The following is a 23,875-nucleotide window of genomic DNA, read 5'->3' as shown; positions in this document are numbered from 1 at the left end:
CGTTCGCCCGTGGGGCGGCGTTCCGGGCGACCGGCACACCCCCTGTCCCGTTGCCCCACCCGCTAACGTGAGCAGGATGAGCGACCCGGACCCGGCTACACCGCCCCGTTCCCTCGCGGAGGCCCTCCGCGTGCGGGACGACGCCTCGCTGGCCGTGCTCCTGCGCAGCCGGCCCGATCTCATCACCCCCGTCCCGACGGACCTCACCCAGCTGGCGACCCGCGCCGGCACCCGGGCCTCCGTCGTGCGCGCCCTGGAACGGCTGGACCGTTTCACGCTGCAGACGGCGGAGGCGCTGGCCGTGGCGGCGGACCCGGCGACGTACGACGAGTTGCTCGGCCTGATGGCCGGCGACGCGGGCGACCCGGCCGTGGCGGGCGCCCTGCCGCACGCCCTCGGCACCCTGCGCGACCAGGCCCTGGTGTGGGGCGGCGACGACCGGCTGCGTCTGGTCCGCACGGCACGCGAGCTGCTGGTGCCCGCGCCGCAGCACCCGTCGCCGACGGGACTCGGCCCGACGGTGCGGGAGGCCACCTCCGGGATGTCGCCGGGCCGTATCCAGGAGATCGTCACGACGGCCGGGCTGGCCTCGACCCACGACGCCGTGTCCGCCGTGGCCTCGCTCAGCGCGCTGTTCACCGACCGGCGGCGCATGGCGGCCCTGCTCGCCGACGTCCCGGAGGAGTCCCGGGAGGTCCTGTCCCGCCTGGTCTGGGGCCCGCCGTACGGGCAGGTCACCGCCGATCCGGCGCCCCATCTGCGCCGGCTCCTCGACCGCGGTCTGCTCCTGCCGACGACGCCCGGCACGGTCGTCCTCCCCCGCGAGGTGGCCCTGCACCTGCGCGAGGGCCGCGCGCACCGCGCCACCGAGCCGCTGCCGCCGCCCGTGGAGGCGGCCTCGACGCACCGTCCACAGGTTGTGGACACGACGGCGGCCGGGCAGGCGTACACGGCGCTGGCGACCGTGGAGGACCTGCTGAAGGACTGGGACGAGGGCGGGCCTGCCGTGCTGCGGGCCGGCGGGCTCAGCGTGCGCGACCTCAAGCGGACCGCCGTCGCCCTCGACGTGCCCGAGCCCGTCGCCGCGTTCTGGGTCGAGCTGGCCTACGCCGCCGGGCTGCTGGCCTCCGACGGCGAGGCCGACGAGCGGTACGCGGCGACGCCCGCCTACGACGAGTGGCTGGACCAGCCCGTCGCCCAGCGCTGGGCCCTGCTGGCGGAGACCTGGCTGACGGCGACGCGTACGGCGGGGCTGATCGGCGGGCGGGACGCGAAGGACCGTACGTTGTCCACGCTGGGCCCCGGACTCGACCGCTCCGCCGCGCCGGAGGTACGACACCGGGTGCTGACCCTGCTCGCCGGGCTGCCGGAGGGACAGTCCCCGTCCGCCGAGTCGGTGCTGGCCCGGCTGCGCTGGGAGCGGCCGTTGCGCGGCCCCCAGCAGGACGACGACCTGCGCGGCAGGCTCGCCCGCTGGGCGCTGAGCGAGGCGGAGCTGCTGGGGGTGACGGGGCGGGGGGCGCTGTCGACGCAGGGGCGGGCGTTGCTGGGCGCACCCGCGGCGACGACGCCGGTGACGGCCGGTCGGCCTGCGACGGGGAGTCGGGGCGGAGGTCCCTCGGCCACGGGTCCGTCGGGGACGACGCGCGATGCGGGCCCCTCGGTCGTGGGTCCGTCGGCGGGCACGGGCCTGTCTGCGGCTGCCCGCGACGCCGGCTCCTCGGCGACAACCCGTGACTCGGGTCCTTCGACCACCGGCCCCGCAGCCACCGCCCCTTCGGCACCGGCCCCGCCCGACAACGCCCCCACCGGCCCCGGCGACAAGCTCCCCGTCCACCACGAGCACCCCCGCCCCGCGGCTCACCCCGAGCCCCTCTCCCCCGCCGAGCAGGCCGTGGCCACCGCCGCCGCCGTGCGGCTGCTCGCCCCGCTGCTGCCCGAGCCGCTCGACCACGTCCTGCTCCAGGCCGACCTCACGGCCGTGGCGCCGGGGCCGTTGCAGCGGCCGCTCGCCGCCATGCTGGACGTGCTCGCGGACGTGGAGTCGAAGGGCGGGGCGACGGTGTACCGCTTCACGCCCGGCTCGGTGCGCCGCGCGCTCGACGCCGGGCGCAGCGCCTCCGATCTGCACGCCTTCCTCGCCGAGCACTCGCGTACGCCGGTGCCGCAGCCGCTGGCGTATCTGATCGACGACGTGGCCCGTAGGCACGGGCATCTGCGGGTGGGCGCCGCCTCGGCGTACGTCCGCTGCGACGACGACGCGGTGCTGAACGAGATCCTCGCCGACAAGCGGGCCGCCGGTCTGCGGCTGCGGCGTCTCGCGCCGACGGTGCTCGCCGCCCAGGCCGACCCGGCCGCGCTGCTGGAGGGCCTGCGCGCGATGGGCTTCGCGCCGGCCGCCGAGTCGGCCGAGGGTGACGTCGTGATCACCCGCGCCGACGCCCACCGCACCCCGCCGCGCACGGCCCCGGAGCCGGTCCCGGACGGTCCGCCGACGCCGGACACCACACTGCTGGCCGCCGCGATCCGCGCCATCCGGGCGGGCGACCTCGCCTCCACCACGCCGCGCAAGCCGAGCGCGAGCGCCCCCGCGGTGACCGGCGGCGAGCTGCCCCGGACCACCTCCGCGGAGACCCTCGCCACCATGCAGGCCGCCGTGCTGACCGGCGAGGTGCTGTGGATCGGGTACGTCAACGCCGAGGGCGCCGCGAGTCAGCGGGTGATCGCGCCGGTGCGGGTCGAGGGCGGGTTCGTGACGGCGTACGACCACACCGCGGACGAGGTGCGGACGTATCCGCTGCACCGGATCACGGGTGTCGCCGAGCTGGCGGACGACGCGGGCTGATCCACTCACTCGTTCGGGCGTAGGCGTGGGTTCATGCACGCCACGCCGGGGTTTTCCCACCCTTGTATGACCTTGAGGGGCCTTTCGCATCGCGCCGACGGCCGCCGGGCAGCAACCCGGTGTCCTGAGCAAGCAACTGAAAGGGAGTCCCCATGCGAGCCGTTCGTCGCGTCGCCGCCGTCCTGACCGCCACCGCGGCGATGGTCGGCGCCCTCACCACCCAGGCCGCCGCCATCGGCATCGATCTCGGCGGGGGCCTGACCTTCTGACACGTCCCGCCCCGCTCCCGGGCCGGTCCCAGTCCCTGGGACCGGCCCACTCATCCGTCCGCTTCATCCGTCCGTTTCAGAAGGGTCCCGAAGTCCCCATGCGTTCCAAGCGCCCCGCCCGTTCCGCCGTCGCCGCCTCCGTCACCGCGCTGATCTCCGCCACCGCGCTCGTCGCCGTGCTCGCCCCGGAGGCCGCCGCGAACCCGTCCGCGCTGCCGCTGCCCATCGGGCCGCAGGGCGGGGAGCCCTTGATCACCGAGGGCATCACCATCGAAGGACCGCTCCTGAACAACATCAATCTGCCCACGCTGAAGTAGCCCGGCGCATCCGGTAGCTGTCCCCGTCGATCCGTACGACCTCGGCGTGGTGGGCCAGCCGGTCCACCATCGCCGGCGCGGACGGGCCGCCGAAGATCTCGTCCCAGCGGCCGAGCGGGCGGTCACCGGTCACGATCAGAGAGGCCCGTTCGTAGCGGTGGGCGACCAGCTGGAAGAAGAGGGCGGTGGTCTCCGCGTCGAAGGGCGTGTAGCCGATCTCGTCGACGATCAGCACGGCGTGGTCGTCGAGCGCGGCCAGTTCCTCGGTGAGCCGCCCGGCGTCCCGTGCGCCGGCCAGTCGGGCGGCCCACGCCGCGGCGGTCGCGAACAGCACCGAGTGCCCGGCCTGACAGGCGCGGACGCCGAGGCCGACGGCCAGATGCGTCTTGCCGGTGCCGGGCGGGCCGACGAAGGCCACGTTCCGGCGGGCGGCGACGAAGTCCAGCTTGCCGAGCCGGGCCACGATCTCCCGGTCGAAGGAGCGCGGGTGCTCGGAGTCGAAGTCCTCCAGCTGCTTGCGGGCGGGGAATCCGGCGGCCCGCAGCCGCTCCTCGGCGCTCGGTTCGTCCTCGCGCGAGGCTGCCTGGGCCGGCACGAAGACCTTCTCGGCGGGCTCCTCGGGAGCGTGCTCGCGGTGCGTCTTCTGATGGCCGCGCTCGGCGTGCGCGGCCATCGGCCCCGACATGTACGCCAGGATCGCCGCCGAGGCGATGAACGCCATGTGGATCACCGTGCCCCACAGCAGTGAGTGGCGCGGGGTGTGGTGGACGTCCACGAACATCTGGAGCAGATGGACGGAGGAGATGCCCACGATGGCGGTGGCGAGCTTGACCTTCAGCACGTTGGAGTTCACGTGCGAGAGCCATTCGGGCTGGTCGCGGTGGCCCTGCAGGCCGATGCGCGAGACGAACGTCTCATATCCGCCGACGATCACCATGATCAGCAGATTGGCGATCATCACCACGTCGACCAGCTTCAGCACGGCGAGCATGACGTACGTCTCGGTCGCCTGACCGCTCACGCACCGGAGGATTAAGGTCCACAGCTCGTTGAAGAACTTGTAGACGTACACCCCCTGGGCGGCCACGAGGCCGAAGTAGAGCGGGGCCTGCAGCCAGCGGGTGGCGAACAGGGCGTACCCGAGAGTGGTGGTCGTGGGGGAGGGATCACGGCTGGTGGGCTGCACGGTCGGCAATTCTTCGCAGCCTGCGCCGTCCAGGTGAAAACCACGTCACTCACAAGAATGAAAAGACATCCTGTAGGACTCCGGAATCGATCAGGCACACTGGACGTTTGGCCGGGTGGTCTAGCGGAAGGGCTGACGCACGTGAACGGACCACTGATCGTCCAGTCGGACAAAACCCTGCTCCTGGAGGTCGACCACGAGCGGGCCGATGAGTGCCGTCGGGCGATCGCCGCGTTCGCGGAGCTGGAGCGCGCGCCGGAGCACATCCACACCTACCGGGTGACCCCGCTCGGCCTGTGGAACGCGCGCGCGGCCGGGCACGACGCCGAGCAGGTCGTGGACGCGCTGGTGACGTACAGCCGCTACCCCGTGCCGCATGCCCTGCTGGTCGACATCGCCGACACGATGGACCGCTACGGCCGGCTGACGCTCTCCAAGCACCCCACGCACGGCCTCGTCCTCACCACCACCGACCGCCCGGTCCTGGAGGAGGTGCTGCGCTCGAAGCGGGTCGCGCCGCTCGTCGGCGCCCGCATCGACCCGGACACCGTGGCCGTGCACCCCTCCGAGCGGGGCCAGATCAAGCAGACGCTGCTGAAGCTGGGCTGGCCGGCCGAGGACCTCGCCGGGTACGTCGACGGCGAGGCGCACCCGATCGAGCTGCACGAGGACGGCTGGGCGCTGAGGCCGTACCAGAAGCAGGCCGTGGAGAACTTCTGGCACGGCGGCAGCGGGGTCGTGGTGCTGCCGTGCGGCGCCGGTAAGACCCTCGTCGGCGCCGGGTCGATGGCCCAGGCGAAGTCGACCACGCTCATCCTCGTGACGAACACCGTCTCGGCCCGGCAGTGGAAGCACGAGCTGGTGAAGCGGACGTCGCTCACCGAGGAGGAGATCGGCGAGTACAGCGGGACGAAGAAGGAGATCCGGCCCGTCACCATCGCGACGTACCAGGTCCTGACGACGAAGCGGAAGGGTGTCTATCCGCACCTGGAGCTCTTCGACTCCCGCGACTGGGGGCTCATCCTCTACGACGAGGTGCACCTGCTGCCCGCGCCGGTCTTCAAGTTCACGGCCGATCTCCAGGCCCGGCGACGGCTCGGGCTGACCGCGACCCTCGTCCGGGAGGACGGGCGCGAGTCCGACGTGTTCTCCCTCATCGGCCCCAAGCGGTTCGACGCGCCGTGGAAGGAGATCGAGGCGCAGGGCTACATCGCGCCCGCCGACTGCGTCGAGGTCCGGGTCAATCTCACCGACTCCGAGCGGCTCGCGTACGCCACCGCCGAGCAGGAGGAGAAGTACCGCTACTGCGCGACGACCGACACCAAGCGGAAGGTCACCGAGGCCATCGTCCGCCGGTTCGCCGGGCAGCAGATCCTGGTCATCGGCCAGTACATCGACCAGCTCGACGAACTGGGCGAGCATCTGAACGCCCCCGTCATCAAGGGCGAGACCTCCAACGCCCAGCGCGAGAAGCTCTTCGACGCCTTCCGGGAGGGCGAGATCAGCGTGCTCGTCGTGTCCAAGGTCGCGAACTTCTCCATCGACCTGCCGGAGGCCACGGTCGCCATCCAGGTCTCGGGCACCTTCGGCTCGCGCCAGGAGGAGGCACAGCGGCTGGGGCGGGTGCTGCGGCCCAAGGCCGACGGCCACCAGGCCCACTTCTACTCGGTCGTCGCCCGCGACACGATCGACCAGGACTTCGCCGCCCACCGCCAGCGGTTCCTGGCGGAGCAGGGGTACGCGTACCGGATCGTGGACGCGGACGAGATGCTGGCGGAGGGCTAGGCAGAGAACCGGGCTGTAGCGGCTATAACGGGCCATGGCCTGCTAGGCCCGCTACAGCCCGGCTGTGCGGCCTAGAAGAACGCGTGGTACTCCATCCAGCCCTTGGTGTTGCCGGACTTGGAGTAGTACCAGTCACCGCCCTTGGCGGTGCAGTACACGGTCACGTTGCTGCCCGCGAACACGGACTTCTTCACCGTGGAGCTGAAGCTGGGCTTGGCGTACATGTCCGCGTGGTCCCACTGGACGACCTGCAGGGTCTTGTTCCTGATGTTCTTGGTGCACGACGAGTGCTCCCCCACGGCCGAGGCGCTGGGCGCGGCCACGAGCGTGGCGCCGAGGGCGAGTGCGGTGGCGGCGGTCAGACCGCTCACCGCCTTGCGGAACGGAAGCGACGAGAAGCGCATACAGATTTCCCCGTTTGCTCGATCGAATGAATCAACTGAATCGAATGATTCGAGTGATTCGGACAACGGCTGATCATGCTGCCACACACGATGGTGAGCACCAGGAGGGGGTACGGGGCAGCCAATGCCTGCTGCCACCACGGCAGTTCGAGGTCCAGGGCACCCTCGTGAGGCACCAGCCACATGGTGCGGGCCGTGAAGACGACGACCACGAGCCATGCCGTACGCAGCCGCCCCTCCGCCACCAGAACCGCGATCAGCGGCACGCACCACACCCAGTGATGGGACCAGCTGATCGGCGAGATCAGCAGCGCGGTGAAGGCCGTGAGGAGGACGGCGTGGCTCTCCCGGGCGGCCCGCGCGGTCAGCCACAGCCCCGTGAGGGCGACGGCCGCCGCCGGGAGCGCCCAGGCCGGGCCCGGTTCGGCAGTTCCCAGGGCGCGGGCGACCAGGCCCTGCAGGGACTGGTTGTCGACGATCCAGGCCTTGCCCACGCGGTCCGTCTCGTAGAGGCGGCGGGCCCAGAAGTCGAGGCTCGCGGAGGGGAGCGTGAGGACGCCGACGGCGACGGTCCCCGCGAAGGCCGCCGTCGCCGTGCACGCCTCCCGCAGGCGCCCTCGCAGCAGCAGGTACGCGATGAAGATCGCCGGTGTGAGCTTGATCCCGGCGGCGACGCCGATCGCGACGCCCTTCCAGCGGGCGCCCGACGGCCGGGTCAGGTCCCACAGGATCAGGCAGGCCAGGGCGAGGTTGATCTGGCCGAAGAGGAGGGTCTGGAAGACCGGCTCAAGCCAGAGGGCCAGGGCCGTGGCGGCGCAGCGGACCGGGAGGCCGAGGGTCAGGCCGGCGAGGCGGGCGGAGAGATGGATCAGTACGGCGACCAGGAGCGCGTTGCCCACCAGGAAGGCCGCCTTGAGGACGGCGACCGGGATGAGCGCCGCCGGGACGAAGAGGAGGGCCGCGAAGGGCGGATAGGTGGCGGGGAGCTGCCACTCGGTGACCGTGAAGCCGTAGAGATCGGCGCCGCCTCGGAGGACGGCTTCGCCTTCCGCCCGGTAGACCAGCGCGTCGGCCATCGGGAGGCGCTGGTGGACGCTGAGGGCGATGAAGGCTGCGAAGGCGGTGAAGGCGAGGAGGGAAATCGCCAGGAGGCCGTAGGGAGTTGCGGAGTGTGATCGGCAGGTCACGCAGTGACCCTAGGCGTCACTTGCGGCGGACGCCCGCTTCCTCGCCGTACTCACCGAGGACGATCACGTCGAAGGCCGCACCCGCGAACACCCTGACGGCACGCAGGGCTTCGCCGAGGCGGTGACGGTGGTGGCTCCCCTGGAGCGCTGTCGCTCCTCGGGGGCCCATGGGGGCTGGGTGGATGGTTGCTGCGCTCATGTCTTCATGATGGGTTCATCGGCACGAAGAACGCATCGGCCTATGGTGCCAAGCCGCGTACTACCTCCGTACACCTCCGGACGGACCCCCCTACCCCCAGGGAGGAGGGCGGCGTCGGCGGCGTCCCCTAGGGGGCGGAAAACCCTTCACCCGCAGACCCGTCACCCGTTGCGACCCGGAAAATGCATTGGCATCCGACCTCGGCGCTCACCTAAAATCTCCGCTCTTGCCCGCCTCCGTTCATGGAGCGCCGCCGACCGGACGGAAACCGGTCGGCACATCGCAGCGCCGCCCGTCTCACTCGTAGGCCCTCCGGAGGCACCCCCCTTGTCCACGCCCGTCGACGACCCCCTTGGCCCACCCGACCCGCTCGACCCGATCGACCCGCTCTCCCGGGAGCGCGCCCACCTCGCCGGTTCCCGCGCCGCCCTGCGCGCCATGCGGGAGGACGTCGAGTCCCTCGACATCAGCGACGTCACCGCCAACTGGGTCAACGCCGAAGTCCTCGCCCACCAGATCGACCTGCGCATCAAGGCACTGGCCGACCTCAGCGACACCCCGCTGTTCTTCGGCCGGCTGGACTATCTGCACGCGCCCGGAGTGGAGCAGGCGGAGGGCGCGGAGGGCGAGCGCTTCTACATCGGGCGTCGGCATGTGCACGATGCCGACGGCGACCCGATGGTGATCGACTGGCGGGCGCCTGTGTCCCAGCCGTTCTACCGGGCCTCGAAGAAGGACCCGCTGGACATCGCGCTGCGCCGCCGCTTCGGTTACACGGGCGGTGACCTCACGGCTTACGAGGACGAGCACCTCTCCGACCCGGCGGAGGCCGCCCGCACCAGCAAGCTGCTCCAGCAGGAGATCGAGCGCCCGCGCGTCGGCCCGATGCGGGACATCGTGGCGACGATCCAGCCGGAGCAGGACGAGATCGTACGGTCCGGTCTCGGCGGCACGGTGTGCGTCCAGGGCGGCCCCGGCACCGGGAAGACGGCGGTGGGCCTGCACCGGGTGGCGTACCTGCTGTACGCCCACCGCGAGCGGCTCGCCCGCACCGGCACGCTGGTCATCGGGCCGAACAAGTCCTTCCTGCAGTACATCGAGCAAGTGCTGCCGGCGCTGGGCGAGTTGGCGGTCCGCCAGGCGACGGTCGACGACCTGGTCGCGCGCGTCGAGGTGCGCGGCGCGGACGAGGCGGCGACCGCGGTGGTCAAGGGCGACGCGAGGATGGCGGAGGTGCTGCGGCGGGCGATCTACTCGCACGTGACGATGCCGACGGAGGCGGTGGTCGTGGTGCGCGGATCACGGCGGTGGCGCGTCGCGGCGTACGAAGTCGAGGAGATCGTCCGCGAGTTGCTCGCCCGCGACATCCGCTACGGCGCCGCCCGCGAGGCCCTTCCGCAGCGCATCGCGCACGCCGTGCTGGTGCAGATGGAGCGGTCCGGCGAGGCGCCGGACGACCGGGTGCAGGACGCGGTGGCCCGCAACAGCGCGGTGAAGGCGGCCGTCAAGGAGCTGTGGCCGCCGGTCGACCCGGCGAAACTGGTGCTGCGGCTGCTGTCGGACGCCGACTTCCTCGCCGTACACGCGGACGGGGTCCTCGACGAGGACGAGCAGAAGACGATCCTGTGGGCGAAGCCGGCGCGGTCGGTGAAGTCCGCCAAGTGGTCGGCCGCGGACGCGGTACTGATCGACGAGGCGAACGACATCGTGGCCCGCACCCCCTCCCTGGGCCATGTCGTCCTCGACGAGGCGCAGGACCTCTCGCCGATGCAGTACCGGGCGGTGGGCCGCCGCTGCACGACGGGTTCGGCGACGGTCCTCGGCGACCTGGCGCAGGGCACGACGCCGTGGGCGACCCGCAGCTGGGACGAGGCGCTGGCGCACCTCGGCAAGTCGGACGGCCTCATCGAGGAACTGACGGCCGGCTTCCGCGTCCCGACGGACGTCATCACCTACGCCTCCCGCCTCCTCCCCCACATCGCGCCCGGCCTGACACCGGTGGCCTCGATCCGTGAGAACCCGGGGTTCTTCGAGGTCCGTACGGCGTCCGCGGAGACGGCCGAAGTCGTCGCCGCGTGCGGGGAGTTGCTGGGCAACGAGGGGTCGGTCGGACTGATCGCCGCGGATGCGCGGGTGCCCGCTCTGGCGGAGGCGCTCACGGCAGCGGGGATCACCTACCTGGCCCCCGGCGAGGAGACGACCCGCGAGACCCGCCTGACCCTGGTCCCGGCTTCGCTCGCGAAGGGTCTGGAGTACGACTACGTCGTCCTGGACGAGCCCCAGGCGGTGGTGGACGGCGAGCCGGATGAGCGGACGGGGCTGCGGCGGTTGTATGTGGCGCTGACCCGGGCGGTTTCGGGGTTGATCGTGGTGCATGGGGCGCCGCTGCCGGCTCAGCTGGATGGCTAGTGAGGTGCCTCAGGATGGCTGGTGCGGTGCCTCTGGATGGTTAGTGGGGTGCCTCGTGCGGTTCGTCGCCGGGTGCGGGCGCGTGGGGGCTGGTCGCGCCCGCGCGGCGGTAGCCGCAAATTCAACACAGCCCCGCGCCCCTGGGTAGGTCCAGGACTCGGCGCCATTCCCGCACCGCCTCCGCCGACACCGACCCGTCCCACCCCTCCGGCCGCGCCGCCCCGCCGATGTGAAACCCATCGATCCCGGCCGCCACCAGCCCCGGCACATGATCGAGCCGCAGCCCACCCCCCACCAGGATCCGCTGCTCGTACCCGGGCTCCCCACTCCGCGCCGCCTCGGCGAGCAACGTAGAAAGCCCGTCGTCCACCCCCGCCGCCGAACCCGCCGTGAGATACGTGTCCAACCCCGGCATCCCGTCCATCTGCTTGCGCAGCGCGTCACGGTCCGCGGCCCGGTCGATCGCCCGGTGGAAGGTCCACCGGCATCCATCCAGCGCCGCCACCACCCGCTCGACGGCCGCGAGGTCAAGACCGCCGTCGGTGTCGAGGAAGCCGAGCACGAACTCGTCGGCTCCGGCGTCCCGCATCTCGCGCGCCGTACGGGCCAGCCGGTCCAGGTCTCCTGCCGCGAAGCCGTCCGTCAGCCGCAGCATCACGCGCAGGTCGATGTCGACGGCGGCGCGGATCGCGGCGACGGTCTCGACCGGCGGGGTCAGCCCGTCGGCCGCCATGTCGGTGACCAGTTCGAGCCGATCCGCACCTCCGGCCTGGGCGGCGACCGCGTCCTCGACGCCGAGGGCGATCACCTCCAGGACTGCACGCTTGCTCATGGGACCCCATTCCTCGGCATTCGACGACGACTGCACGCGTCTACAGGTCTAGTCCAATCCAAGGGTACGGGTTGGAGACGCCGTCGCGGAGGAGGGCCTCCCAGTTGGCGTGATCCCCTGCGGTCACCCGAAGATGTTCAGCTCCCGCACCTCCGCCCCCGCCAGCTCGTACGACGCCCCTTCCGCCGAGCGTCCCGCATACAGCCGTACGAGTGTGGCGGCGTCGCCGATGTACCGCGCCGGGGGCCGCGGAGCCGCCGGCTCGCCCAGGCGCAGGGGTTCGTCGACGTCGTCCAGATCGGCGTGGAGCGGGATGAGCCGGCGCTCCCGGGTCAGCCGGACCAGCAGCCGCAGCGCATCCGGCAGACCGGCGCCCGCATACGCCCCGGGCTCCCCGAGCACCTCCCGGACGTCCCCGGCGTGCACCCACTCGCCCAGCGCGATGCCGTCCAGCGCTCCGCCCGCCTCGGCGATCACCGGGCCGGCCTCGGTCATCCCGCGCTCCAGCTCGTCGACGACCCGCGCGTTGGGCCAGTCGGCGCGCTCGGCGATGTCCCGGTCGTTGGACTCGGGCGAGAACACGCCCTCCTCGAACCGGCTCTCCACCACCCGCATCAGCGCGGCCGAACAGTGCGCCAGCACATCCCGCACCGACCACCCCGGACACGCGACGGTCGGCAACGCGAAGTCGGCGTCCGACCTCGCGCGGAGCAGCGGAACCAGCGCGTCCCGCTCGACGACCAGCAGCCGTCCCGGCAGCCCGGGATCCCGTACCTCGTGCACGTCAGCAGAAGTCATGCCCTCCACGCTAGGGGCCGGGGCGGCCGGGACGGGAGAACGCCGGGACGGGAGAATGAGGACATGGCCGATCTCGAAGATCTCCGGTCCCGCTGGCTGCGCACCCTGCTCGCGGCGCGGGACGACGATTCCCGCGCCCCCGCCCTTTCCCCTTCCCCCGCCCCCTCCCCCGACCGGTACGGGGAGGCCCTGCTGCGCCGCTGGTCGGAGCCGCAGCGGCGATACCACACCGTCGAGCACCTGGCCGCGGTCCTCGGGCACATCGACGTACTGGAGCAGTACGCGGACGACGTCGTGGCGGTGCGGCTCGCGGCCTGGTTCCACGATGCCGTGTACCTGCCGGAGAGGTCCACGAACGAGGAGCGCTCCGCCCGGCTCGCCGAACGCGCCCTCCCAGAGGCCGGGGTCCCCGCGGAGCGGACCGCCGAGGTGGCCCGCCTCGTCCGCCTGACCACCGGCCACGACCCGGCGCCGGACGACCGCGACGGCCAGGTCCTGTGCGACGCCGACCTCGCGATCCTCGCCGCGCCGCCCGCCGCGTACGCCGCCTACACGGCCGCCGTCCGCGAGGAGTACCACTTCGTGCCGAACGACGCCTTCCGCGAGGGCCGCGCCGCGATCCTGCGCCAACTCCTCGCCCTGCCAAGCCTGTTCAGCACCCCGCACGGACAGGACAAATGGGAGGCGACCGCCCGCTACAACCTCGCCTCCGAGCTGGAAATGCTGTCGCTCTGAGCAGCCCGTCGCCGTAGCCTGCACGGCATGCGAGACATGGGTGGGGAACGCGTACAGGAAGCCGTGGCGGGCAGCGTGGCGCTGCTGCGGACGGCCGTGGAGCGGGACTGGACAGCCGTCCGGGCCGGGCGGGTGGAGTGGGACTGCCACACCACCGCCTTCCACATCGCCGAAGACCTCATCGCCTACGCCGCCAACCTGGCCGGACGCGCCCAGGACGCCTACGTCCCGTTCGAGATCACCCTCGACGAGGGCACCGGCAACGAGGGCCTCCTCCACGTCATCGAGACGACCGGCGCCCTCCTCACCGCCGCCGTCCGCACCGCGCCCCGCGAGGCGCGCGGCTTCCACCCCTACCCCTTCCGCAGCGCGAACCGCGAGGGCTTCGCCGCGATGGGCGTCGCCGAAGTGCTGCTGCACACGCACGACATCGCCGAGGGGCTCGGCCTGGCATACGAACCGCCCGCCGAACTCCCCGAGTTCGTGCTCACGACGATCTTTCCGCACGTCCGGCCAGGACCGGACCACTGGCGCACCCTGCTGTGGGCCACCGGCCGCGGCGACCTGCCCGGCCGCGCGCCCGTCACCGAGTGGCGCTGGCGCAACAACCTCGTCATCCCCACCGACCGCCTCACCCTCCAGGGCGTCACCCCCGCCTCCGCCGCCGACCTGCGCTCCGGCGGCGACGGCGGCTTCGAATGGGTCGCCGGCGGGCCCTTCCAGGGCACGCGGGAGGCCGCCGAGTGGATGATGAAGGCGTACGAGGGAGGCGTGCACCGGCCCGAATGGGGGCTGTTCGTCCTCGTCCGGCGGGAGGACGGCCGCGCCGTCGGGGGCGTGGGCTTCCACGGCGTACCGGACGACCAGGGCCGGGCCGAGGTCGGCTACGACCTCGCCGAATCCGCCCGCGGCCACGGCTACGCCGGCGAGGCCCTGCGCGCCCTCTCCGACCTGGCGCTGACCAGGGACGACGTCAAGCAACTGTTCGCGACGATCGAGGACACCAACACGCCGTCGCAGGGCGTGGCCACGCGCGCCGGATACGTCCGGGCGAGCAGCGAGGAGGAGCGCACGGCCCACGAGGAGCAGGACATGGACCGGACGCTCCGGCTCTACGTCCGCCGGGGGCGGCCCGCGGCAGCCTAGCCTGAGGCCGAGCCGAGCCGAGGCGCGATGAGCCGAGGCGCGCCGAGCCGACCCGCACGCCTTCAGGGAGCCCGCCATGTCGTTCACCGACGAGGAGACCGCCTACCTGTACGCCAACCCGCTCGCCCGGTTCGCCAGCCTCTGCGCGGGCGAGCAGCCCGATGTCGTGCCGGTGGCCCTGGAGTTCGACGGCACGCACTTCTGGGTGGGCGGGCCGGGCGCCGAGGTGCTCGGCACCCGCAAGTTCCGCAATGTCGGGCACGGCCGCGACAAGGTGGCCTTCGTCGTGGACGACATGGTCTCCGTCGAGCCGTTCATCGCGCGCGGCATCCGGGTGTACGGCATCGCCGACGGGCCCGTCGAGCGGGCCGGCATGGTGGGCCCCGGGCACTACCTGCGCATCACGCCGACCCTCTCGTGGAGCTGGAACCTGTCCGACCCTCCCCGGCCCGCCGGCGACTCCTGGTACCCCATGCGCCGAGCCACGCACACGTGACCCACGTCACACCCAAGGGGCCACGACTCATGTCACATCCCGCCGAGCCGTTCCGTCAGAGCTGTGTAACCCACAACCGACGACAACGACTTGGGAGTTGGCCATGAGCGCTCGCTTGAACCTCTTCGAGAACCCGATCGCCGGCAAGGTCATCAAGCACTTCGGCTCGGCCGGCAAGGTGGTGCACGACTCGCCGCTGCCGCTCAGCACCCAGCACCTGGTGACGCTCCGGGCCAGTCAGATCAACGGCTGCGGCTTCTGCACCGACATGCACAGCAAGGACGCCGTGGCCGCGGGCGAGGACTGGCTGCGCCTCAACCTGGTCGCGGCCTGGCGCGAGGCCACCTGTTTCACCGAGGCCGAGCGCGCCGCCCTGGAACTCACCGAGGAGGGCACCCGCATCGCGGACGGGGCCGGTGGGGTCCCGGACGAGGTCTGGGCGAACGCCGCCAAGCACTACGACGAGGAGCAGCTCGCCGCCCTGGTGATCCTCATCGCCATGATCAACACCTACAACCGACTGAACGTCATGATCCAGCAGCCCGCGGGCAGCTACCAGCCCGGCCAGTTCGCCTAGGGCCTGCGAGCCTGCCGCACGGCCGAGGGGGCGCCGGACCAACGCCCGTCAGCCCAGCTCCCGCCCCTTCGGCCTGCGCAGTCCCGCCCCGTACAACAACCGCACCACCTCACGGCTGCTGACCTCCACCGCCCCCGCGCGCACCACATCGGCGTACCGATGGGACGGGATGTCGTAGTGATCCCGCTCGAAGGCCCGCCGCGGCACGCCCAACCCCTCGGCGAACGTGTGCAGTTCGTCGTACGACACGTCGCTCACGAGGTGCGACCACATCCGCCCGTGCCCCGGCCAGGTCGGCGGGTCGATGTAGATCGTCACGAGGTGCCGGCCGACCCCAGTGACCCCACCGCCGCGACCTTCACGCCCGCCTCGTGGCACACCCAGTGCGGATCGGGGCCCAGCTCCGGCTCGATCTCCAGCGCGTGCGGGACGCCGGAGCGGCAGACCGGGCACAGCGGCCAGCGGCCGTACTTGTCCAGCAGGGCGTCCTGCACGTCCTGGGCGACGAGCCCGGCCACGTACGCCACGCCGTCCGGCCACTGCTCCACCCACCAACGCCGCTGTACGACCGACTCCTCGACCAGCGAGACGACGTCCGCCTCGGCGACCTCGCCCGCGACCAGATCGGCGAGCACCAGGGCGCGGGCCGTGTGCAGCGCCTGCTCCAGCGGAGTGATGGGTTCCATGGGTCCCATTGTGCGCACTCTTGACCACGACACCGAGCCGAAAATATCTTTCATCTGTGACCCAGGAAGTGAAGGAAAGTTTCGGCAGTGGTTCCGGAGGGCCCCCGCCCGCGCCCGCCGCCCTCGCGGCCAAGGTGCGCACGCTCGCCCCGTCGATGACCCGCTCCATGCAGCGCGTCGCCGAAGCGGTCGCGAACGACCCGGCGGGCTGTGCGGCCCTCACGGTCACCGGCCTCGCCGAACGCACCGGCACCAGCGAGGCCACCGTCGTGCGCACCGCCCGCATCCTCGGCTACCCCGGCTACCGCGACCTGCGCCTCGCCCTCGCCGGCCTCGCCGCCCAGCAGCAGTCGGGCCGCGCGCCCGCCATCACCACCGACATCGCGGTGGACGACCCGATCGCGGACGTGGTCGCCAAGCTCGCCTACGACGAACAGCAGACCCTCGCCGACACGGCCGCCGGCCTCGACACGGGCCAGCTGGGAGCGGCGGTGTCGGCCGCCGCCGGGGCCCGCCGGATCGACGTGTACGGCGTCGGCGCGTCTGGGCTGGTCGCACAGGACCTTGTGCAGAAGCTGTCGCGTATAGGGCTGATAGCCCATGCGCACAGTGATCCGCATCTTGCCGTGACCAACGCCGTGCAGCTCCGTGCCGGTGACGTGGCGATCGCGATCACGCATTCCGGGTCGACGGGGGATGTCATCGAGCCGTTGCGGGTCGCCTTCGAGCACGGGGCGACTACCGTCGCGATCACCGGGCGGCCGGACGGGCCCGTCACCCAGTACGCCGATCACATCCTTACGACGTCCACGGCTCGGGAGAGTGAGTTGCGGCCCGCGGCCATGTCGTCTCGGACCAGTCAGCTTCTTGTGGTGGACTGCCTGTTTGTGGGGGTTGCTCAGCAGACTTATGAGACTGCGGCGCCTGCGTTGGCCGCGTCTTACGAGGCGCTGGCACATCGGCATCGTAGATAGACCGTAGGTCCGACTGTTGTGGGTTGTCTGCGGGTCCATTGTGGCTGGTCGCGCAGTTCCCCGCGCCCCTGGAGGTCGGACAGAGCACCGCACATCAGAAAGAGCCGTCTCTCATGACCTCTCCATCCAACCCCCGTGATCTCCGCGCCGAGTTGGACTCCCTGACAACTGAAGCCTTCCGGCCCGAGCTCGCCGAGATCGATCAGCTGCCCACCCTCGATATCGCCCGCCTCATGAACGGTGAGGACGCCTCCGTGCCCGCCGCCGTGGCGTCGCGGCTGCCGCAGATCGCCGCCGCCATCGACGCCATCGCCGAGCGGATGGCCCGGGGCGGCCGGCTCGTCTACGCGGGTGCCGGTACCGCCGGGCGCCTCGGGGTGCTCGACGCCTCCGAGTGTCCGCCGACCTTCAACACCGAGCCGGACCAAGTGGTCGGGCTCATCGCGGGCGGGCCGGAGGCGATGGTGACCTCCGTCGAGGGCGCCGAGGACTCCGAAGCGCTGGCCCGGGCCGATCTCGACGCCCTCCCGCTCACCCCCGCCGACACGGTCGTCGGCATCTCCGCCTCCGGGCGCACCCCGTACGCGATCGGCGCGGTCCAACACGCGCGGGCGCAGGGGGCGTTGACGGTCGGCCTGTCCTGCAACCCGGACAGCGCCCTGGCCGCCGCGGCCGAGCACGGCATCGAGGTCGTCGTGGGCCCGGAGCTGCTGACCGGCTCTACCCGGCTCAAGGCGGGTACGGCCCAGAAGCTGGTCCTCAACATGCTCTCGACGATCACGATGATCCGCCTGGGCAAGACGTACGGAAACCTGATGGTCGACGTCCGCGCCTCCAACGACAAGCTGCGCGCCCGCTCCCGCCGTATCGTCGCCCTGGCCACCGGCGCGCCCGAATCCGACATCGAGCGGGCCCTGACCGAGGCGGGCGGCGAGGTGAAGACGGCGATCCTGATTCTGCTGGCCGGCGTGGACGGGCCCACCGCGACGGGGCTGCTGTCGGCGTCCGACGGACACCTGCGGACGGCGCTGAAAACAGCCGGGGACTGAGTCAACTCCCCTGTTAGCGTGGCCGCATGACGGCACCGACGACGTTCCGCATCGGCGGCGATCTGGAAGTACGACGGCTCGGGTTCGGGGCCATGCATCTGCGTCCCGAATCCGCCGAGGAGCGCGCCGCCTGCGTCGCGGTCGCCCGGCGCGCGGTCGAACTGGGCGTCACGCTCATCGACACGGCGCATCTGTACGGCTGGGGAGCGAACGAGGATCTCCTCGCCGAGGCCCTCTATCCGTACCCGGAGGGGCTCCTGATCGCCACGAAGGTCGGGTTCCGGCAGACCACGTCCGGTGAGGGCTGGCGGCACGCGGGCGAACCGGACGATCTGCGCGGGCAGGTCGACGAGGCCCTGCGCCGACTGCGCCTGGACCGCATCGAGCTGCTCCAACTCCACCGCCTCGACCCGGGCGTGCCCCTCGCCGACCAGCTCGGCGCCCTCCGCGACCTGCGCGACGAGGGCAAGATCGGGCGGATCGGCCTGTCGGAGGTGACGGCCGACGAGCTCGCCGAGGCGCGGTCGGTCGTCGACATCGCGAGCGTGCAGAACCGGTACAACCTCCTCGACCGTGAGCACGAACCCGTACTGAAGGCCTGTGCGGCCGCGGACATCGCGTTTCTGCCGTGGCGGCCGGCCGCGGCGGGCGGGTCCGGGGGGAGGTCGGCGGAGATCGCCGCGGTGGCGGCCGAACTCGACGCCACGCCCACCCAGGTCGCCCTCGCGTGGCTGCTGGCCCACTCCCCGGTGATCCTGCCGATTCCGGGGACGTCGAGCGTCGCGCACCTGGAGGAGAACCTCGGGGCGGACGCCGTACGCCTCAGCCGGGAGCAGTACGACCGGCTGAGCCGCGCCGCCACAGAAACCCCGTAGCTCGCGCACAACCCTGCCCGGGTCACGCTGGTCTTGTCTCCGTGAACTCTGCGCCGCTACCGGGCGCAGAGCGTTGAGCACGGGAGATGCACCATGTCAGCCACTGCCATTCGCCGTACCGTCCTGGCCGCTTCCGCGGTCTCCCTCGCGCTTCTCGCCACCGCCTGCGGTGGCGGCGAGCAGGGCGGTGAGGACAAGGAGGCGAAGGGCGGCTCCACGTCCGAGAAGTCCGCGGCGAAGGCGCTCACCGCCGCCGAACTGGAGAAGCTCGTGGTCGCCAAGGGCGATGTCGAGGGCCACAAGATCACGGTGCCGGGGAAGGACGACGTCTTCGAGCCCGGTTCGGTGTCCGTCGACAAGGCCGAGTGCGAGCCCGTCGCTCAGGTGCTGTCGGCCCTGCCGGCGAGCAAGCCGGCGTCGAGCGTCCAACGGCTCGTGGTCCAGGAGCCCGAGGCGGCCAAGAAGGACATGCCCTCGATGGAGGAGCTCGCGGAGATGACGGAGGAGGAGGCCGAGCAGGCGACGCTCGACTCGCTCGACATCACCAAGACGATGGCCTCCCTCTGGTCCTACGAGGCCGACGGCGCCGAGCAGACCCTCGCCACGCTGCGGGAGGCGGGCAAGAAGTGCGCCGGGGGCTTCTCCATGACGATCGACGGGGAGAAGCAGCAGGTCAGCAAGGTCAGCGAGGAGAAGCTCTCGGCCGGCGAGGACGCCGTCGCCTGGACGGTGGCCACGAAGACGGGCGCCACCCCCGCCGAGACCAAGGTCGTCGTCTTCCGGCAGGGCACCACGCTCGCGGGGTTCTCGTCCTTCAACATCGCGGCGGTCACCCGGGGCGAGGCGTTCGAGCAGCCGACCGCCGTCATCGAGGCCCAGGCGGCCAAGCTCGGCTGACCGGGACGGGGTAACCGGGGGACCCCCGGGGGGGGGAGGGGCTCCCCCTCCCCCCCCCGGCCAGCTCGCCCCCACGTGGCGCAGGACACGTTCATGACAGGATTGCGTTGGGGAAAGGTCAGGGAAGGCATAGAGGCGCCATTGCCGCCCTGAAGGGATGACCCGTGCCGTCCACTGCGCCTCCCCCCATACCCCGAGCCGCAGGATCGTTTCCGTTCATCGGCCACGCTCTGAAAATGCGCGACAACCTCGGCTTCATCGACTCACTGCGCGAGACACGGGAACCACTCGTCGAGATCGTCCTGCAACCGGGGACGCGCACCATCGTGGTCCAGGACCCGGCCCTGATCCACCAGATGCTCAAGGCCCTGGCGCCCACCCTCGACAAGGGCCGGCTCTACGACAAGCTGGGCCAGCTGCTGGGCGACAGTGTCGTCACCGCCACCGGCCGGACCCACGTCCGCAAACGCCGCCAGGTGCAACCGGCGTTCGCCCACGCCGAGATCAGCCGGTACGTCGACATCATGCGCGCCGAGGTGGCCGCCACGGTCGCCGGCTGGGAGCCCGGGCGGCCCCTCGACGTACGCGAGGCGATGGTCGGGCTCAGCCTCGACATGCTGGCCAAGACGGTGTTCGCCGGCAGCCTCGACGACGCCGTCTTCCGCCGGCTGCGCAGCGACCTGTCGGTGGTGTTGAACGACGTCGGTGTGCGCATCATGCTGCCCGACTGGGCCGAGCGCCTGCCGCTGCCCTTCAACCGCCGCTTCGACCGGGCCCGGGACGGCGTACGCGCCACCATCAACACCGCCGTCGACGAACTGCAGGCCTCCGGGCACGACACCGGGGACATGCTCTCCATGCTGCTGCGCGCCATCGACGAGGAGACCGGCGAGCCGCTGACCGGGCATCAGATCTGCTCCGAGATCCTCACCCTGGCCGTGGCGGGCACCGAGACCACCGCGTCGGTGCTGTCCTGGCTCCTGTACGAACTCGCCCGCCACCCCGATATCGAGGCCCGGATCCTGGCCGAGCTGGACGAGGTCCTCGGCGAACGGCCGGTCACCCTCGACGACGTGACCCGGCTGCCGTATCTGAACCGGGTGATCACCGAGACCCTGCGGCTGCACCACCCCGGCTGGCTGGTCACCCGCCGCACCACGGAGGAGACCCGGCTCGGCGAGTGGACGCTGCCCGCCGGCACCGAACTGGCCTACTGCCAGCACGCCCTGCACCGCGACCCCGAGCGCTTCCCCGACCCGCACACCTTCGACCCGGACCGGTGGAAGGACCCCGCGCAGGAGCTTCCGCCGGGCGCGTTCCTGCCCTTCGGGGACGGCAAGCACAAGTGCATGGGGGACCGTCTCGCCCTCACCGAGATGGTCACGGCGCTCGCGACGATGCTGCGTTCGGTACGGCTGGAACTCGCCGAGGGCCAGGTCATCCGCCAGGTCGCCCGGCTCACCGTACGGCCGCGCGCCCTGCGGATGACCGTCCGTCCCCGGAACCGTCCCGAGCCGGGGGCGGCCCAGGGCCGGTCCTAAGGCCTGTCCTAGGGCTCGGGCTGTCAGTGCCCGTCGCTACGGTGCACTGATGACCGACACCACATATTGGACCTGCCCACCGGACCGAGAAGTTCGGGCATCCAGCGATGACTGCACCCTCACCCTTCTCCTCCCCCCGTTCCCCGCGGGCACCGTGAACTTCTCCCCCCACAACCCGGAGGAAGCCCGCCACTTCGCCGAGAAATTCAACACCGTCGAGGAGATCCTCGAAGAGCTGCCCCCTGCCTCCGCAGCCGACTCTCCGGCTCTGGTGACGCGGGCGGACCTGGACATCATCAAGGTGGGCTGCTGGGGCAACGTCATCTCCATATCCGACCCGGCCCTGGCCGACAACATCGGCGATGTGCCGCTGCTCGGGGCATCCACCATGCTCCGCGAGCGCCACCCCGACGCCATGATCGTCGGATCGGCCAACGTCGACTTGGGAGAAGACCGCGCCGAACACGTCATCCAGCTTCCCGACGGCTTGATGCTGCACACCGAAGGCTGGCCCGGCGTGCAACCGCTGGAAGTCACCGGCGACCCTCGGGCCGTGGTGCGCGCCCTCGGCATCAGCTCCGAGACCCTCGCCGACGAAGCGATCGACCTGGACGAGGAGTCCGATGAGATCGACTGGCGGACCCTGTGCCGGCTCGCGCTCGGACCGTACGACCCATGGGGCCGCCGGGACCTGAGGATGTCCGTCTTCCGCGTCCGCCACACCAGCAGCTCCACCTTCCGGATGGAAGAGACGTGGTTCTGGAACCGGTAGCCCGGACCGGGCGATTGAGGTCAGAATCTGACCTCATTGGCTTCTAGCGTGAGCCTCGACCGATGGAACACACATCCATGGAGGCCGAGACCATGCAGGACACCACGCACAACACCGCCACCGCCCCCGCTTCCGCCCCCGCCACCGCCACCGCCACCGCCACCGACGAGCGCGCCGACCTCCTCGAAGCGCTGGCCAAGCACCGCCAGTTCCTGCGCTTCACCACCCGCGACCTCACCGACGAGCAGGCCGGACAGCGGACCACCGCCAGCGAACTCTGCCTCGGCGGCCTGATCAAACACGTCACGTCGGTGGAACGGAACTGGGCGGACTTCATCCAGCACGGACCGTCGTCCATGCCCGACTTCACCGCCATGACCGAGGCCGACTTCGCCAAGCGCGCCGACGAGTTCCGCATGCTGCCCGGCGAGACACTGGAGGGCGTCCTGGCCGACTACGCCGAAGTGGCCCGCCACACCGACGAGTTGGTCACCACCCTGCCCGACCTGAACGCCGCCCACCCGCTGCCCAAGGCCCCCTGGAACGAGCCCGGCGCCCACTGGTCGGCCCGCAGGGTCCTGCTGCACATCATCGCCGAGACCTCCCAGCACGCGGGCCACGCCGACATCATCCGGGAGTCCCTGGACGGCGCGAAGAGCATGGGCTGAGCCGACCACGTGGCGGTTCGGGGCTTGAGTGGTTCACCGACGCCCCTCGGTGAACATCTCGATCAGGCCCTGAGCCGTGTTGTTCTCGGAGTCGATCCCCTCCACCTCGACACCTTCATAGGTGACGGCCTCGGCGCTGCGGGGGGACATCGCCTGCTCGTACTCGGCGAGGGCGCCCTCGATGTCGTCGGGGTACGCGGCGAGGGCCTTGCCGAGTTCGGCGCCGTCGAGCATGGCCAGGTTGGCGCCCTCGCCGTTCGGAGCCGCGAGGTGGGCGGCGTCGCCAAGCAGGGTCACCCCCGGCACCCGGTCCCACCGGAGCCCGGTCGGCAGAGCGTAGTGAGGGCGCAGTACCGGTGCGATGTCGCCGTCGCTGACCAGCGACCTGAGCTCCGGCGCCCACCCCTCGAACTCCGCCGCGATCCGCGCGGTGGCCGCGGCGGCATCGGTGAAGTCGACGGCGGCGAACCAGTCCTGCGGCTTGGACAGCACCACGTAGGTGTGCAGGGTGTCGCCGCTCTCCCGGTGGGCGTGGATCTCCTTGCCCGGCGAGGGCGCGATCATCGACCCGCCGCCGACCGCCTTCGCGGCCGCGGGGTGCCGGGTGTCGGCGCCGAACAGGTAGGTCTCGACGAACGACGTGCCTGCGTACGAGGGTGTGGCGTCGCAGAGCAGCGGGCGGACCCGTGACCACGCGCCGTCCGCGCCGACCAGCAGGCTCGTGACGACGGTGCCGCCGTCGGCGAACGTCACCTCGTGGCGCCCCTCGCCGAGGGCGCGGGTGCCGCTGACCTTGCGCCCCCACCGGACGGTACCGACCGGGAGCGAGTCGAGGAGGACCTGCCGCAACTCACCGCGCTGCACCTCGGGGCGTCCCCCCATCCCGTCGTCGCCCTGCTCGAACATGACGGTCCCATCCGGGTCGAGGACCCGCATCGCCTGCCGCCCCTCCAGGACGATGGCGCGGAACTCGTCCATGAGACCGGCCGCCTCAAGGGCGAGCTGCCCGTTGTAGTCGTGGACGTCGAGCATCCCGCCCTGCGTACGCGCCCCCGCGGAGGACTCGGCCTCGTGGACCGTGACCGGGATGCCGTGAACGTGCAGGACACGGGCCAGCGTGAGGCCGCCGAGTCCGGCGCCGATGATCGTGACAGGCGTGTGCATGGTGACTCCTCGGGATCGGGGCCGCCCGGTGAACCCCGGCCGGCCGTCTCCGCAAAGGTGCAAG

At 71.6% G+C, this 23,875-nt stretch carries 24 protein-coding genes; 15 read left to right on the top strand and 9 right to left on the bottom strand.

The window, feature by feature from the left end; translation table 11 throughout:
* Window positions 1-76 precede the first annotated feature (76 nt).
* Window positions 77-2,845 carry a helicase-associated domain-containing protein gene (locus tag ACIA8X_RS27030; protein WP_399459286.1) on the top strand — a complete coding sequence of 923 codons (2,769 nt, stop codon included), beginning with the start codon at window positions 77-79 and terminating at the stop codon, window positions 2,843-2,845.
* 367 nt (window positions 2,846-3,212) lie between these two features.
* The gene (locus ACIA8X_RS27025; RefSeq protein ID WP_393452630.1) at window positions 3,213-3,431 is read left to right on the top strand and encodes a hypothetical protein; all 219 of its coding nucleotides are present in this window, start codon (window positions 3,213-3,215) and stop codon (window positions 3,429-3,431) included.
* Here ACIA8X_RS27025 and istB read toward each other — a convergent pair.
* A complete protein-coding gene (istB, locus tag ACIA8X_RS27020) occupies window positions 3,409-4,626 on the bottom strand; it encodes an IS21-like element helper ATPase IstB (RefSeq protein WP_399459285.1) in 1,218 nt (405 codons plus the stop codon). The genes ACIA8X_RS27025 and istB overlap by 23 nt on opposite strands.
* 132 nt (window positions 4,627-4,758) lie before the next feature.
* Between istB and ACIA8X_RS27015 the strand changes: the two genes are divergently transcribed.
* Window positions 4,759-6,402, top strand: a complete 1,644-nt coding sequence (locus ACIA8X_RS27015; protein WP_393452624.1) for a DNA repair helicase XPB — start codon at window positions 4,759-4,761, stop codon at window positions 6,400-6,402.
* Window positions 6,403-6,473: 71 nt separating this feature from the next.
* Here ACIA8X_RS27015 and ACIA8X_RS27010 read toward each other — a convergent pair whose 3' ends face one another.
* From ACIA8X_RS27010 to ACIA8X_RS27000, 3 genes are read right to left on the bottom strand one after another with little or no spacing between them, the layout of a single operon-like run.
* Complete coding sequence (locus tag ACIA8X_RS27010) at window positions 6,474-6,806, bottom strand: hypothetical protein (RefSeq protein ID WP_393452621.1); 333 nt, start codon at window positions 6,804-6,806, stop codon at window positions 6,474-6,476.
* On the bottom strand, window positions 6,770-7,993 hold the full coding sequence (locus ACIA8X_RS27005) for a glycosyltransferase 87 family protein (RefSeq protein WP_399459284.1): 1,224 nt from the start codon (window positions 7,991-7,993) through the stop codon (window positions 6,770-6,772). The genes ACIA8X_RS27010 and ACIA8X_RS27005 overlap by 37 nt, the downstream gene beginning before the upstream one ends.
* 16 nt (window positions 7,994-8,009) lie before the next feature.
* A complete protein-coding gene (locus tag ACIA8X_RS27000; RefSeq protein ID WP_393452616.1) occupies window positions 8,010-8,192 on the bottom strand; it encodes a hypothetical protein in 183 nt (60 codons plus the stop codon).
* Between the two features lie 327 nt (window positions 8,193-8,519).
* Here ACIA8X_RS27000 and ACIA8X_RS26995 point away from each other — a divergent pair, with 327 nt between their 5' ends.
* Window positions 8,520-10,601 (top strand): HelD family protein, encoded by a 2,082-nt coding sequence (locus tag ACIA8X_RS26995; RefSeq protein ID WP_399459283.1) that lies wholly within the window; start codon window positions 8,520-8,522, stop codon window positions 10,599-10,601.
* A gap of 121 nt (window positions 10,602-10,722) precedes the next feature.
* Here the strand turns inward: ACIA8X_RS26995 and ACIA8X_RS26990 are convergent, their stop codons facing one another.
* Window positions 10,723-11,433 (bottom strand): copper homeostasis protein CutC, encoded by a 711-nt coding sequence (locus ACIA8X_RS26990; RefSeq protein ID WP_393452610.1) that lies wholly within the window; start codon window positions 11,431-11,433, stop codon window positions 10,723-10,725.
* A gap of 123 nt (window positions 11,434-11,556) precedes the next feature.
* The gene (locus ACIA8X_RS26985; RefSeq protein WP_393452607.1) at window positions 11,557-12,231 is read right to left on the bottom strand and encodes a maleylpyruvate isomerase family mycothiol-dependent enzyme; all 675 of its coding nucleotides are present in this window, start codon (window positions 12,229-12,231) and stop codon (window positions 11,557-11,559) included.
* 63 nt (window positions 12,232-12,294) lie between these two features.
* On the opposite strand from ACIA8X_RS26985, the gene ACIA8X_RS26980 reads away from it, so the two are divergent.
* The 4 genes from ACIA8X_RS26980 to ACIA8X_RS26965 all read left to right on the top strand — a co-directional run bounded on the left by ACIA8X_RS26980 (window position 12,295) and on the right by ACIA8X_RS26965 (window position 15,185).
* Window positions 12,295-12,966, top strand: a complete 672-nt coding sequence (locus ACIA8X_RS26980) for a hypothetical protein (RefSeq protein ID WP_393452604.1) — start codon at window positions 12,295-12,297, stop codon at window positions 12,964-12,966.
* A 27-nt stretch (window positions 12,967-12,993) separates the two neighbouring features.
* The gene (locus ACIA8X_RS26975; protein ID WP_399459282.1) at window positions 12,994-14,112 is read left to right on the top strand and encodes a GNAT family N-acetyltransferase; all 1,119 of its coding nucleotides are present in this window, start codon (window positions 12,994-12,996) and stop codon (window positions 14,110-14,112) included.
* 76 nt (window positions 14,113-14,188) lie between these two features.
* Complete coding sequence (locus ACIA8X_RS26970) at window positions 14,189-14,608, top strand: PPOX class F420-dependent oxidoreductase (RefSeq protein WP_399459281.1); 420 nt, start codon at window positions 14,189-14,191, stop codon at window positions 14,606-14,608.
* Window positions 14,609-14,711: 103 nt separating this feature from the next.
* Window positions 14,712-15,185 carry a carboxymuconolactone decarboxylase family protein gene (locus tag ACIA8X_RS26965; protein ID WP_393452598.1) on the top strand — a complete coding sequence of 158 codons (474 nt, stop codon included), beginning with the start codon at window positions 14,712-14,714 and terminating at the stop codon, window positions 15,183-15,185.
* Between the two features lie 48 nt (window positions 15,186-15,233).
* Here ACIA8X_RS26965 and ACIA8X_RS26960 read toward each other — a convergent pair whose 3' ends face one another.
* Both ACIA8X_RS26960 and ACIA8X_RS26955 read right to left on the bottom strand, forming a co-directional pair.
* Window positions 15,234-15,503, bottom strand: coding sequence for a DUF4031 domain-containing protein (locus ACIA8X_RS26960; RefSeq protein WP_093904425.1), 270 nt, complete (start codon window positions 15,501-15,503; stop codon window positions 15,234-15,236).
* Window positions 15,500-15,871 carry a hypothetical protein gene (locus ACIA8X_RS26955; RefSeq protein ID WP_393452595.1) on the bottom strand — a complete coding sequence of 124 codons (372 nt, stop codon included), beginning with the start codon at window positions 15,869-15,871 and terminating at the stop codon, window positions 15,500-15,502. The genes ACIA8X_RS26960 and ACIA8X_RS26955 overlap by 4 nt, the downstream gene beginning before the upstream one ends.
* A gap of 56 nt (window positions 15,872-15,927) precedes the next feature.
* Here ACIA8X_RS26955 and ACIA8X_RS26950 point away from each other — a divergent pair, with 56 nt between their 5' ends.
* From ACIA8X_RS26950 to ACIA8X_RS26920, 7 genes are all read left to right on the top strand, one after another.
* Complete coding sequence (locus ACIA8X_RS26950; protein ID WP_399459280.1) at window positions 15,928-16,845, top strand: MurR/RpiR family transcriptional regulator; 918 nt, start codon at window positions 15,928-15,930, stop codon at window positions 16,843-16,845.
* A gap of 113 nt (window positions 16,846-16,958) precedes the next feature.
* Window positions 16,959-17,894 (top strand): N-acetylmuramic acid 6-phosphate etherase, encoded by a 936-nt coding sequence (murQ, locus tag ACIA8X_RS26945; RefSeq protein WP_393452589.1) that lies wholly within the window; start codon window positions 16,959-16,961, stop codon window positions 17,892-17,894.
* A gap of 26 nt (window positions 17,895-17,920) precedes the next feature.
* Window positions 17,921-18,769 (top strand): aldo/keto reductase, encoded by an 849-nt coding sequence (locus ACIA8X_RS26940; protein ID WP_399459279.1) that lies wholly within the window; start codon window positions 17,921-17,923, stop codon window positions 18,767-18,769.
* Between the two features lie 93 nt (window positions 18,770-18,862).
* Window positions 18,863-19,666, top strand: coding sequence for a hypothetical protein (locus tag ACIA8X_RS26935; protein WP_399459278.1), 804 nt, complete (start codon window positions 18,863-18,865; stop codon window positions 19,664-19,666).
* 164 nt (window positions 19,667-19,830) lie between these two features.
* On the top strand, window positions 19,831-21,207 hold the full coding sequence (locus ACIA8X_RS26930) for a cytochrome P450 (protein ID WP_399459277.1): 1,377 nt from the start codon (window positions 19,831-19,833) through the stop codon (window positions 21,205-21,207).
* A 49-nt stretch (window positions 21,208-21,256) separates the two neighbouring features.
* Window positions 21,257-21,979, top strand: a complete 723-nt coding sequence (locus ACIA8X_RS26925) for a DUF6333 family protein (protein ID WP_393452577.1) — start codon at window positions 21,257-21,259, stop codon at window positions 21,977-21,979.
* Between the two features lie 92 nt (window positions 21,980-22,071).
* On the top strand, window positions 22,072-22,647 hold the full coding sequence (locus ACIA8X_RS26920; RefSeq protein WP_399459392.1) for a DinB family protein: 576 nt from the start codon (window positions 22,072-22,074) through the stop codon (window positions 22,645-22,647).
* Between the two features lie 33 nt (window positions 22,648-22,680).
* Here the strand turns inward: ACIA8X_RS26920 and ACIA8X_RS26915 are convergent, their stop codons facing one another.
* On the bottom strand, window positions 22,681-23,811 hold the full coding sequence (locus ACIA8X_RS26915; RefSeq protein ID WP_399459276.1) for an FAD-dependent oxidoreductase: 1,131 nt from the start codon (window positions 23,809-23,811) through the stop codon (window positions 22,681-22,683).
* Window positions 23,812-23,875: the final 64 nt, after the last annotated feature.

The organism is Streptomyces sp. NPDC051738, from assembly GCF_044453205.1.
GTDB lineage: Bacteria > Actinomycetota > Actinomycetes > Streptomycetales > Streptomycetaceae > Streptomyces.
This window is presented reverse-complemented; position numbering and strand designations above follow the sequence as displayed.